Consider the following 12,338-nt stretch of genomic DNA (forward strand, 5'->3'; position numbering starts at 1 on the left):
ATGTACGAACGGATTGGTTGCAGAAGCTGAATTTGCCTGAACCGAAAACGATGGATGATGTGATCAAAATTGCAACGGCATTTGCCAAACAAGATCCGGACGGTAACGGGAAAGCAGATACAATCGGGCTTGCGGTGAATAAAGATTTCTGGGATTATGGACACGGTTCATTGCGTGGCTTCTTTAACGGCTATCATGGGTATACCGATATTTTCATTAAGAATCCATCAGGTAAACTGGTCTATKGTTTTGTTCAAAAAGAACTAAAAGCGCCTTTAAAGAAGCTCCAAGAGCTCTATAAGGATGGCGTGATTGATAAGGAATTCGGCGTTAAACCGCCAGCAAAAATCCAAGAAGATGTAGCAGCAGGACGTGTCGGGCTTGCCTACGGATTAGTATCAGATGGCGGCTATATCCAGAAGGAGAATCACACGAAGGATCCGAAAGCGCAATGGAAAGTGTTCCCAATTGTATCTGCGGATAGTCAGCCAGCTATACCGCAGCTTTACGATACAGCTGGTACATTTTATGTGGTGAAAAAAGGATCGAAGCATCCGGAAGCGGCTATTAAGTTAGCGAATATTTATATCAATCGTTTTTACGAAAAATCGTATGCACCGGATCCGAACCCATTCATAACCGATTCGAAAACGGGGATTATGGCAGCGAAATATGCGCCAGTTACGATGGATTCGCTGAATACGAATCTAGATGCCTATCACCAGGTGCAAGAATCCTTAAAGACGGGTGATGGCAGTAAACTTGGATTCCCAGCCAGTGTTCATTTTGACCGTATGACGAAGTTTAAAGCTGGCGATGATTCCATGTGGTTTAGCAATATCGTAATGGGCGATGGCGGCAGCTATAGTGTTATTGATCAATATAACAAAGCCAAGATCGGACAATATAACCTATTCCTAGCTCCAGCAACGCCGACGATGTCCGAGAAACTGCCGACTTTGAAGAAGAAAATCGCTGAAACCTTCACCAAGATCATCATGGGTGATTCCTCCGTCGATGAGTTCGACAAATTCGCTGAAGAGTTCCAAAAGCTTGGAGGCGATAAAATCGAGCAAGAAGTGAACGATTGGTACGCGAAGAACAAATAAAGTCATGATGAGCTGCCCMGAAAGTAGAGAAATCTACTGGCGGGGTAGTTTGTTATTGGATTGGACAATTTTATCATACTTGCTTTTTATTATCTTAAGGTGACGCTCGTATATCCAATCTGCTCAATCTTTTGTATAGTGAGAAAAAGGACGTTGGAGTGGGGAGTTATGCGGATGGCAGCGAGACAGCGACGGTTCTCGATACTTGGCAAATTAATAGTGACTTTTCTCATCGTGCTCTCACCTATGTATGTGATCGGGACACAGATTAATGAATGGGGTGCGGGGCTTGTCCGCAAGGAAATTTCCAAATCACTCGAGTCGCAAATTCAGTTCTATCGCTCATCACTTGAGAATGAAATCGACAGAATGGGACGTATTCAACGGCAATTCATGAATGACGAAGATTTGGAAGCGCTCAGTGTGACGGCCGATAGTTTAACGGAATATCAGAAGCTTGTTATTTTGAAAAGGTTTCAGCAACGCCTCGTCCTATTAAAGGAATCGAGTATGTATATCGAGCGGGCAAGTGTGTATATTCCGCCTATTAATAAAATTATTTCATCTACGGAGTTAGCCGACAGCTTGCCTCGAGAGCGTCTGGATCGATTAAAACAAGATTCGTTCTCGCATAAAGGATTATTTTATCGCGACGGCGATCATCTTTACTTACGTGAATATTATCCCAACAACCAGTTGGTGGAAGGGCGCGACCCAATGTTCGTCCTGGAACTGGAGCTTTCCATGCCCGCCATGCAATCGTATTTAGCGCAGATTTCTAATTATGACCAGGGCGGCGCAGCGATCGTGAATGCAGATTGGGATATCGTTCATACACTAAATAATGAGGCCTACGCCCTTATTCGTCAGACCGTTCGGGGGCAAATGTCCGCGTTGCAGATCAAGTCTTCACAGATCGTTCAAGCAGCCAATGAGCTTATCAAAATTGGGAATCAGCGTCTTCTCACGGTTTCCACCTATTCACCGGCACTAGATCTGATGCTGGTTGCTTTTGTTCCGGAAAAGGCAGTGATGGGGCCGCTGGATCATTATCAGGTTTATTTATATCTCATCTCCTTATGTGCACTTATTGTCATTATCTTGTTCTCTATCTATGTGTATCGCATCATTCATCGCCCGCTCAGCAGGCTTGTCCGAGCCTTCCGCAAGGTGGAATCCGGTGATCTGCAAGTCGAGCTAACCTATAAAAGCAGTGATGAATTTCATTATTTGTATGCCCAATTCAATAACATGGTCGCTCATTTGAAAAAACTGATTTTTGAAATTTACGAGCAGAAAATTCGTACACAGCAATCCGAACTGAAACAGCTGCAATCGCAGATCAATCCGCACTTTTTATATAACAGCTTCTACTTATTGTATCGTATGACGAAAGCGCAAGATTTCGAGAACTCGACCCGATTCACCAAATATCTCGGCGATTATTTCCAGTACATGACCCGAAATGGCAGTGAGGAAGTCCCGTTGGAGCGGGAGTTGAGCCATGTTCGTGCTTTTGCTGAGATTCAAACTATCCGGTATATGAACCGGATTTCGTTTGAAATGGAGCCTTTGCCAGAGGAATGTAAGCAAATGCTTGTTCCACGGTTGATTTTACAGCCAATCGTGGAGAATGCGTATCATCATGGATTTGATCAGGACCATCATGAGCGTCATCTGCGGATATCGACCACATGCCAGGAGGACGATGACGGAGAGAGGTTTGTTATCATCCAAGTTGAGGACAATGGCAAAGGGATGACCGACGAGGAACTGCGAAATTTTCAGGCCAAAACGCAAGAAGGGCAAGCGACGGAGGAAGTAACGGGGATGTTGAATGTGCATCGACGCTTACAATTAAGGTTTGGCGAGAAGGYCGGTGTGCGGATTCTCAGACGAGAGGAAGGCGGTCTGGTCGTTTCGGTCGTCATTCCATTCGTCGTATAGGGAATTCAATTTGCAAAAAGAGGACGTKATGTCATGCTGACAATGATGATCGTGGATGATGAGCCGCTGGCTGTTCACTATTTGACAGAAACTTTTCTTGAACTGGAGGACATGGATTTTGAGATGGTGAAAGCTCACTCTGGCAAGGAAGCGATAGAGAAGATGGAAGCAGGGAAAGTAGACATTCTGCTCACGGATATTCGGATGCCGGGGATGAGCGGGATGGAGCTTGCCGATTATACGCGGAAAAGATGGCCGCGCTGCCGCATTATTTTCTTGACGGGTTTTGATGATTTTGCTTATGCCCAGACAGCAATTCGCAACGGGGGCATCGATTTCGTTCTCAAAACAGAGGGCGATGAGGCCATCATTCAAGCGGTGCAGAAGGCAACGCAGGATATCGCGCTCGAAATCAACCGTGAAGAGATTCTGAAGCGCTCCCGAGCGCAGCTGCACGCCGCATTGCCGACAATTCGCCGTGATTACCTTCGGCAACTCGTGCAAGGCGAGTCAGAATCGCTCGTCGTCAGGGCGAGGCGGTTCGAGGAGCTGGCCATCGGCCTGCACGCTGGGAGTCCTGTGCTCCTCGTCATCGGACGTTTGGATGAATGGGGATCCTTCGCCGCACCGTCCGATCAATCGCTTCTGTTTTATTCCGTCCATAACATAGCGGAGGAATATTTGAACGGTTCGCTCAATATGATAGCGCTTCCGTATGATCGCAATCGGTTTATTTGGCTCGTTCAACCAACTGAGCCAACCGATGAAGGGCAAGAGGGACAAGCGATTCGTACGCTTTCCGGCAGCGTAGAGCTTGTTCAGGCGGCCTGTCGGCGGCATCTGAAGGTGCCGGTTTCCTTCCTGCTGGCCTCTAGCTTCTGCACATGGGAAGCGATGATGCAGCGGATTGAGGGCATGAAGCTGCAGTTGGCCTATGGCATCGGGAAAGGCCATGAGATGCTGCTAACCGAACAACGCAAGGAAGACAAGGAAGAACTGCGCTCCAGTAAGCAATTCTATGAAGAGCAAGATTTGCGTATTCATTTGCACAAAATGGACCTGTTGGAGACTTATTTGGATAACGGTGAAAAAGAAGGTTGTGAGCACCTGTTTGGTGAGGTCGTTAACGCGATCAAACTGTTAGCATACAACGATAAGGGAGCGGCGCTCGCGTATGAGGCGTTCTCGCATCTTGCTGCTTTTCTTTTATCGTATATCAATAAGCGTCATTTGATCGCACAGCTCGGTGAAGCGTTTCGTATGGAGGAGCTTCTGAATCCTTTTCAGCACAACAGTACGGTAGGGGCCGTTCAATTTCTGGCAGGCATTGCGTTGTCGCTGGCGGACTATAATGGGCTGAAAAAAGCAGAGAGAACAACGGATATGATCGGTCAGATTCATCATTATGTGCATGCTTTTCTGCAAGAGGAGCTCTCATTAACGCGCTTAGCTGAGCTGGTGTATTTGAGCCCGCCATACCTCTCACGCATGTATAAACAAACAACAGGGCAAGGTCTGCTTGACTATATTACGGATGTGCGTATTCAGCGAGCGAAGACCCTATTAATGACGACTGAGCACAAAATCCATGAGATCGCAGCCATGGTTGGATTGGAGTCTGCGGCTTATTTTACAAGACTATTTAAGAAGATTACGGGTCTTACACCACAGGTGTATCGCGACTCGAGATTAACTGGTTAATATAAAGCAAGGGCCGCAATAATGTCCCGTATCGGTGGCATGTTCGTTAATTTTATAATGAAGACATGGAAGAGGTTGGCGATAATCCAGCTTCTTTTTTTCATCCGGTAAGGGGGAGAACATGTGAACAGAATAAAATGGAAAGCACAAATGCCCCTGCATTTGATGCTCATTCCCGGATTGATTGCCATCCTTATTTTTCAGTATTATCCGATGGCCGGCATTGTCATTGCGTTCCAGAAATACATGCCAACACAGGGGCTTTTTCATTCCAAATGGATCGGGATGGATAACTTTCGATATGTAATGGAGTTGCCAGATTTCTACCGTGTGCTTTGGAATACGATCTATATTGCCCTCATGAAAATTATTGTAGGTCTGATCGTACCGATTGTCATTGCCATAATGCTAAATGAGATCCGAAAGAATGCGGTGAAACGGATTGTTCAGACGCTGGTATATCTGCCGCATTTCCTTTCGTGGGTCATTCTAAGCGGGATCTTATTGGATGTCCTTTCGCCAAAAGAAGGGATCGTCAATGCGGGGCTTCGTGCCTTGGGGATGCAGTCGATTTTCTTCTTGGGAGACAATCAATGGTTCCCGTTCACGTTGGTACTGACGAATGAGTGGAAGGAATTCGGTTTCAGCACGATTGTGTATTTGGCGGCGATCCTTGGAATTAACCCAGCGCTGTATGAGGCAGCGACGATGGATGGCGCGAATCGGTGGAAGCAAACCTTGCACATTACCTTGCCTGGGATGGCACCGATTATCGTTCTCCTGGCGACACTCAGTATCGGAAATGTGCTGAACGCGGGGTTTGAACAAGTATTCAATTTGTACAGCCCTATCGTGTATGAAAGTGGAGATATCATCGACACCTTCGTGTATCGGATTGGGATGATCGATGCGCAATACGGGGTAGCAACTGCTGTTGGTCTCTTTAAGTCACTCGTTTCACTTATTCTTATTTCACTCTCGTATACGATGGCGTATCGGTTTGCCAATTACCGCATTTTCTGAGTAGAAGGAGGAAATTCAGCATGATCAAGACAGCGTCTTGGGCATATCGAGGGTTCACCATTGCGAATTATGTGTTTCTTATTAGCTTGTCTGTCCTTTGTGTACTGCCATTAATACATTTGCTGGCGATGTCGCTCAGCTCCAATAATGCCGTTGCCACAGGCTCAGTCACCTTCTGGCCCGTCGAGTTCACATGGAAATCGTATCAATTCATCATGGACAAACCAGAGTTTATGGCTTCTTTCATCATTTCGATCAAAAGAGTCGTGTTAGGTGTCATCGTGAATATGGTGCTGACCATTCTAGTCGCCTATCCGCTGTCCAAGGAAGCAGCGAGTTTCAAGGGCAGAACGGTGTATGTATGGATATTCGTGTTCACCATGTTATTCAGTGGGGGGATTATTCCAATCTATATGACAATGCGATCGCTTGGGTTGTTAGATACGATTTGGGCCTTAATTTTAACGCATGCCGTGCCTGTGTATAATGTTGTTATTTTGCTGAACTTCTTCCGGGCATTGCCCAAAGAATTGGAAGAAGCAGCCCTGATGGATGGTGCTGGGCAGTGGCGAATCCTGTGGAACATTTACTTGCCATTATCGACGCCATCCTTGGCCACACTAACGCTATTTGCGACCGTTTCCCATTGGAATTCGTGGTTTGACGGCATTTTATTCATGAACTCGCCATCGCATTATCCACTTCAAAGCTATTTATATACGGTCGTTGTAGGTTTGGATACATTGATCAAAAGCAACACGGATCTCGAGATGCTGGCGCTCATTTCGGATCGTACGGCCCGTGCCGCACAAATCTTTCTGGGAGCAATACCGATTCTCGTCATCTACCCGTTTCTGCAACGGTATTTCACGAAGGGAATTATTCTTGGCAGTGTGAAGGAATAGCGAATATATAAAGTGCTGCTAATTGTATAAATCGATTGTGAGGAGATGACAGAGATGGCGATAGATCATGTTACGAAAAAAACACTTCAATAAAATCAGGCTATTCCAACGTGGAAGCGTCAATCTAGCAGTAATCTGACCGTATGGAATTTGAAAGATGCTAATCTCACGTTGTTTCCACCAATTGAGGCTATTGCTGCTGGAATCGTAGAAGTCAGGGTAAACGAGAAAGAGTATCTGGATCTTACGGATGCTTGCCAAGTGGATCGGATTTATCTAGAGGGAATTACAGGTCGAATAGATCTACTTTGGTAAGTGTGAAAAGGGGGAAATGAGCGATGGAGCTACGAAGTCAGCTAGGGGAAACGTTCGTTTTCCCCGGTACGGAGAAGCAGAAGATGCGTTATCGACCGCATTATGGTGGCAGGGATGTGTCGCTGAGGAGTCATCCGGATGCCACACATCCTGATAACCAGGTATTCCAGCAAGGTATCGACTACGTCGTGGACGGGGAAGATGGAACGATTTCTCGGCTGGCAAGTGGTGCGATTCCGGATTGGCGAGACCATCCCTTGTAAGGACTTGAAAAGTATTTTGAGCGAGGAACGACGAGTAGTAGGCTGTAATTAGAATTAACTGGAAAATGTACTGCTAATTTTGATCGTTTCAGCATTCGGGATGGATTAACTGGAAAATATACAGTTATTTACTGAGGATTCACTCGTAATCGCCAAATAGCTAAAAATTAGCTGGAGGTTTTCCATCTATTGCGCATAATTGGCTCAAATGCAGCAAATTAACTGTAGTTTTTACAGGCATGGTGGTTGCACCTCCGCCTGCCCCAAACAGAAACCGATTAAACCCCCAACCTGAAGCGAACGCTTCAAGCTGGGGGCTTTATGTTAACGAAACCACCAATAAATCGGCACAAACAATACCGATGTTATAATCCCAGCAGCACCCATCGCAAAGCCGCTCATGCTGCCCTCAAGCTCCGAATCCTTCAGCAGTCGTGCTGTTCCGATGCCATGCGCAGCGGTACCCACCGCGATGCCAATGGATAGCGCATCGCGGAAACTAAGCCAAGTCAAAAGCCTTCTGCCGATCATGCTCCCGAACAAGCCTGTGAGCACCGTCAGTACGGCTGTTAGCTCTGGCAATCCGCCGAGATGGCGTGATATCTCTAGGGCGATCGGCGAGCTGACGGATTTGGGCAGCATGCTGAGCAGAATCTCGCGGCTTCCGCCGAGCAGTCCAACAAGTGCGGCGGCGCTGGCAATGGCGGTCAATGACCCTAAAGTCACGGCTGTCAGAATGCCGGCGATGTGCTTTTTGATCAAGCCGGCGTTCTTGTACAACGGAACGCCGAGAGCCACAGTAGCTGGACCTAAGAGCAGCGTGAGTACATCGCCGCCCACTTTGTAGGCGGCATAAGGGATGTGGAAGCTCAGCAGTACCAAGGTGATGAAGCCTGAGCAGACAAAAAGCGGATGCAGCCACCGCCAGCGCTGATGAATAAACTGAGCAGCCGTATAGGCTGCAATGCTGAGCGTGATGCCGAACGCGGGGTTCGTGAGCCAATCGGAGGTGTTCATTTCATCCCACCTTCAACTGTCTTTTGCCCATTTGCACCAGTAGGCATCCGATGCCCTTTATCCTCATTACGTTGCATTTTCGATGTGATAAATGCAGTTACGAGTAGGACAGCCACAGAACTCCCCATAACGCCAACCCCGATCGATAACCAATTTGCCCCGATCAGCGGGAAGAAAGCCATGGTTCCCACGACAAAGGGTAGAAAAAATAGCATCATATGGCCTGTGAACCAATTCGCCGTCGTTTCCACCCATTCTAACTTAATGAGCTTGGCGAAAAGCGCGATGGTAAAAAGAATAAGTCCAATCACATTGCCAGGAAGCGGGATGTGAAAGCTCGTTTGAAGCCAAATGCCAATAAGGTTAAAAGCAAGTAAAATCGCGAGTCCTAGCATAAGGACCTCCTGTCTGTCGTCTTCGTCTGTCGTCTTCGTTTGTCGTCTGTCGTGCTGAAGTGGAATACTCTACCGCGCAGGCATGCGTATCCGCACGATCGTCCCTTCACCCGGTTGACTTTCTATGTCAATCCCATACGGATCTCCGAAGTAGAAGACGATACGATCATGCACATTTTTGATGCCAATATGTGTTTCATCGAGTGTATCTGAAGGTTGCGCAAGCCGATTTCGCAGCTGCGCAAGCTTGATTTGATCCATGCCAACTCCATTATCCTTGATCTKGATCAATAAGTCATCCCCCGATATCTCGGAAGATACTTCCAGTAGTCCTGCTTGACTGCTCCGTTCCAGTCCATGCACGAAGGCATTCTCGATTAGCGGCTGCAATGAAAAATGCAGAACCTGCAAAGTCTCACTATTCACCGAGAGTTCCTCGCGATACTGAATTTTATCCCCGAAGCGCAGCTGTTGGATTTTGACGTACAGGCGAATGTGGATCAATTCTTCTTGCAAGGTAACCGTTTCTTTCCCCGTTTGGATATGAATGCGGAACAAGCGGCCTAGGATACCGACCATTTCAGCGACATCTCGTTGTCCGCTGATAATCGCCTTCATCTGAATCGTTTCCAGCACATTGGCCAGAAAATGCGGATTGATCTGACTTTTCAAAGCGCCATATTGTGCGACTTTTTGCTGTGCTTTGGCCATGGAGGAACGTTCAATATAGTTCTGCAAGTCTTCTAGCATTTTGCGGATACCTTGATACAACACGCCGAACTCATCCTGCCGATTCGAGTTAAGATCGACATCGAAATTGCCTAAGCCAACCATTTTCACCTTACGGCTCAGGAGAATAATAGGTTTCGTCACGCGCGCGGATAAAATGAACATGAATAATACCGCAGTTCCTAGGGATAGGAAGGCTAGTGCTAATATGATTTTGATCAAAATCTCGGCTTGCTTCGTCATTTCTTTCTCATCGATGGATTGAATGACCTTCCAGCCCGAATAAGGCGAGGTCACGAAGTTAATGTACGAATTGGCCCCGGCAAAATACGCGTAAAAGCTCCCATTTTCAGCATGCAAAACGGTCTGAAGCTTCTGACTCTCTAACGTGATCGGTACATTGGCATTCGCAGTCGACCTTTCGGAATTATAAATACTAGCACCCTGACTATCTATAATGGTGAAGTTGCGTTTACTCGTCTCGGACAATTTCAATATTTCTCGCAAAGAATCCAATCGAATATCGATGAGCATAACTCCGAGTGGCTGTTTACTTCCTACCTTATTAATGACTCTTGCTATGGAAATAACAGGATCCTTGGCATTCACACGATGGAAGGGGAGGTGCGTTCCGAATAGGACGATGCCACCTTTACTTTGCTGTGTCTGCAAGTACCAATCCTCATGGGTGAAATCCTCGACATCGTAATCCGAGCGATTGAAATTAGCCGAGTAAAAGACACGAGAACCTGCGTAAATTTGCACGCTGTCCACATTTTTAATCGTCATTTCGATGGAACTGACAAAGTGTTCAATGGTGTTCCCATATTGGATACGTTGATCATTACTGTTCTCATCGCCATCCGCAACCCAGTGTTCCAAGGCATTCTGCAGTTGCCCATCCATTTGCGCGTTAAGCGTTCCTTTCTCGATACTCTGTAAATATTGATCGATGTTGAAGGACAGATTCGTGAGAATCAGGTTCGAGGAGCTCTGGTACTCATTTTTGACGGCTTGGATAGAAAAGAAATAGATAATGACCGAGATAATCAATAAGGGAACGGTGATAATTAGGATCATAAGTACGAATATTTGATGGTTCACATGCTTCATCCGGTATTGCTGCGAAAGCCGCTGCCATGCATTCAAACGTCTACCACCCCCATTTCTTCCGATAGTCGGATGGCGTCATATTGGTAATGCTTCGGAAGGTTTTGACGAAATGCTTGTAGCTTTTATACCCGCACATCGTGCACACATCCGTCACTAAATACTCTGGCTTCTTCAAGCATTCTTGCGCATAGTGGATGCGAATTTCGGTCACAAACCTCATGTAGTTCTTATCTAATTTTCTTTTGAAAATACGGCTTAAATACGATGGATTATAGAAGAAACGATCTGCCACCATTTGCAGCGTAATATCTTGGTCGATATGCTCTTTAATATAAGCTTCAATATGTTCAAAAATAAGCACATCCTGGTGATTCGTTGAAGAGAACTCATCTCGGTATACTTCGCTGACTTGCACCATCCAAGCTGTTAACCAGCTGAAAAGGGCATCAAGCGTTGGGAAATCATCGACACATGTTAGCTTTAGCAGTTTTTCACTGTAGACGCCTTCGACAGGAATGCCATTCCGGTGGGCAAATCGAACGGTGGTGGAGATGATTTCTTGAATAAAAGCGAATCCACGATCCATTGAAGTGTGGGGCAGATGTATGCGCAAGTCATGTGCGAGTCGTTGCATCAGCTGCTCGATATCCGTAGGATTAGCGCTTTCAAGAGAGGCAATGATACGATTCTTATCCGCTTCTTCAAGAAGTAAACGTGAATCTTTGGCACGAGTCGGCGACTCATTGGCTGCGATTGGGAAGAAGATCTGTCGCTTGTCCTGATAAAAGCGTTGATATAGCGCTTGATCCGTTTGACGAAGCAACTGTGTTAATTGCGAGCTATCTGTCGTCCTTTTGCCAATAGCCATGAAACCGTTGGAATCGCAAGCTGGAAGTGAGACCTGATCGGTATCGTACGCACTTGGTTGATCATCCAATATCGCTACAGCATGGCATTTGGTTTTATCTATATATAAGAATAGTTGTATGGGAATACTGGAGCTAGACATCGTGTCTAAAGTCGTCCGAATGATGCGTTCAGCGTGTTGTTGGAACTCTCTTCTTTCGATAGTTTGAGAGGGATTCGAAGGTAACCAGGTTACCACAAAAGGTTGATACCACGACAAATGATCGAAATCGTTGAGTTGTTGGCGTACGCCTTCCTCCCAAGCTGCATGCTCGTCCTCGAGTAAAAATTTGACTAGCTGGTTGCTTTTATAGCTTTTGTTTTCGTTGGCTTGTTGTTCTAAATCGGTACGTTGGGTCCGTTCATTTCGCCTTTGTTTAAGTGTCGCCATACAGCTAAGAATAGTTGCAAAGCTTTCTTCATATTCCAGTGGCTTTAACAGAAAGGCATGAACGCCGCCAAGACGAATCGCCTTTTGGGCATATTCAAAATCATTGAAACCAGTCAAAATAATAAAGAGGGTATCCGGGAGTGTCGCTCGAATGTGTTCAATCATCTGAAGTCCGTCCATCTCGGGCATGCGTATATCGGTAATGATCAGATCAGGTTGCTCATGAAGTGCTGCGAGCCAGCCTTCCTTGCCATTCTCAGCTTCAACAATCATAGTGACACCAAGCGCTGTCCAGTCAAAATAGTGCTGCAAGCCAGCTCTGATTAGAGGTTCATCCTCGACAATTAGTAGTTTATACATGAAGTTCCCCCAGCTTGTTAGGACTTGAAACCGTGCGGTAATTCAAGTATAACATTAAAATTATCGGAAATGAGGCTCTCATTTGCTAGAAAACGAACAGGTCAGAATACGACTATGAATGTAAAGATACGGGGATTCTCCCCGATTTCAATATCACGTATGCT

General features: G+C 46.2%; 11 protein-coding genes. 7 read left to right on the forward strand and 4 right to left on the reverse strand.

Features of this window, described 5'->3' with window-relative positions; all coding sequences use genetic code 11:
• From AC1DLM_RS28435 to AC1DLM_RS28465, 7 genes are all read left to right on the forward strand, one after another.
• The coding region (locus tag AC1DLM_RS28435; RefSeq protein WP_477571848.1) for a type 2 periplasmic-binding domain-containing protein at positions 1 to 1,109 on the forward strand (1,109 nt) is incomplete at its 5' end.
• Between the two features lie 174 nt (positions 1,110 to 1,283).
• Entirely contained in the window at positions 1,284 to 3,056 is a 1,773-nt protein-coding gene (locus AC1DLM_RS28440; protein ID WP_477571849.1) for a sensor histidine kinase, read from the forward strand.
• Between the two features lie 33 nt (positions 3,057 to 3,089).
• Positions 3,090 to 4,757, forward strand: a complete 1,668-nt coding sequence (locus AC1DLM_RS28445; protein ID WP_477571850.1) for a response regulator — start codon at positions 3,090 to 3,092, stop codon at positions 4,755 to 4,757.
• A gap of 150 nt (positions 4,758 to 4,907) precedes the next feature.
• Positions 4,908 to 5,780: an ABC transporter permease gene (locus AC1DLM_RS28450; protein WP_477571867.1), complete on the forward strand. Its 873-nt coding sequence runs from the start codon at positions 4,908 to 4,910 to the stop codon at positions 5,778 to 5,780.
• 20 nt (positions 5,781 to 5,800) lie between these two features.
• Positions 5,801 to 6,685 (forward strand): carbohydrate ABC transporter permease, encoded by an 885-nt coding sequence (locus tag AC1DLM_RS28455; protein WP_441991218.1) that lies wholly within the window; start codon positions 5,801 to 5,803, stop codon positions 6,683 to 6,685.
• A 171-nt stretch (positions 6,686 to 6,856) separates the two neighbouring features.
• Entirely contained in the window at positions 6,857 to 7,000 is a 144-nt protein-coding gene (locus AC1DLM_RS28460) for a hypothetical protein (protein ID WP_441991219.1), read from the forward strand.
• A 23-nt stretch (positions 7,001 to 7,023) separates the two neighbouring features.
• Entirely contained in the window at positions 7,024 to 7,263 is a 240-nt protein-coding gene (locus AC1DLM_RS28465) for a hypothetical protein (protein WP_441991220.1), read from the forward strand.
• A 324-nt stretch (positions 7,264 to 7,587) separates the two neighbouring features.
• On the opposite strand, the gene AC1DLM_RS28470 is transcribed toward AC1DLM_RS28465, so the two are convergent.
• The 4 genes from AC1DLM_RS28470 to AC1DLM_RS28485 all read right to left on the reverse strand — a co-directional run bounded on the left by AC1DLM_RS28470 (position 7,588) and on the right by AC1DLM_RS28485 (position 12,174).
• Positions 7,588 to 8,280: an LrgB family protein gene (locus AC1DLM_RS28470; RefSeq protein ID WP_477571851.1), complete on the reverse strand. Its 693-nt coding sequence runs from the start codon at positions 8,278 to 8,280 to the stop codon at positions 7,588 to 7,590.
• Complete coding sequence (locus tag AC1DLM_RS28475; protein WP_477571852.1) at positions 8,277 to 8,675, reverse strand: CidA/LrgA family protein; 399 nt, start codon at positions 8,673 to 8,675, stop codon at positions 8,277 to 8,279. Before AC1DLM_RS28475 ends, AC1DLM_RS28470 begins: the two co-directional genes overlap by 4 nt.
• A gap of 69 nt (positions 8,676 to 8,744) precedes the next feature.
• Positions 8,745 to 10,553: a cache domain-containing sensor histidine kinase gene (locus tag AC1DLM_RS28480; RefSeq protein ID WP_477571853.1), complete on the reverse strand. Its 1,809-nt coding sequence runs from the start codon at positions 10,551 to 10,553 to the stop codon at positions 8,745 to 8,747.
• Positions 10,554 to 10,557: 4 nt separating this feature from the next.
• A complete protein-coding gene (locus AC1DLM_RS28485) occupies positions 10,558 to 12,174 on the reverse strand; it encodes a response regulator (RefSeq protein WP_477571854.1) in 1,617 nt (538 codons plus the stop codon).
• Positions 12,175 to 12,338 lie beyond the last annotated feature (164 nt).

The organism is Paenibacillus sp. 01T442, from assembly GCF_056398345.1.

What these genes read in the sequence shown, in the direction of transcription:
- AC1DLM_RS28445 (WP_477571850.1), top strand. Translation starts at nt 3,090, where the DNA reads ATGCTGACAATGATGATCGTGGATGATGAGCCGCTGGCTGTTCACTAT.
- AC1DLM_RS28450 (WP_477571867.1), top strand. Translation starts at nt 4,908, where the DNA reads ATGCCCCTGCATTTGATGCTCATTCCCGGATTGATTGCCATCCTTATT.
- AC1DLM_RS28455 (WP_441991218.1), top strand. Translation starts at nt 5,801, where the DNA reads ATGATCAAGACAGCGTCTTGGGCATATCGAGGGTTCACCATTGCGAAT.
- AC1DLM_RS28465 (WP_441991220.1), top strand. Translation starts at nt 7,024, where the DNA reads ATGGAGCTACGAAGTCAGCTAGGGGAAACGTTCGTTTTCCCCGGTACG.
- AC1DLM_RS28470 (WP_477571851.1), bottom strand. Translation starts at nt 8,280, where the DNA reads ATGAACACCTCCGATTGGCTCACGAACCCCGCGTTCGGCATCACGCTC.
- AC1DLM_RS28475 (WP_477571852.1), bottom strand. Translation starts at nt 8,675, where the DNA reads ATGCTAGGACTCGCGATTTTACTTGCTTTTAACCTTATTGGCATTTGG.
- AC1DLM_RS28485 (WP_477571854.1), bottom strand. Translation starts at nt 12,174, where the DNA reads ATGTATAAACTACTAATTGTCGAGGATGAACCTCTAATCAGAGCTGGC.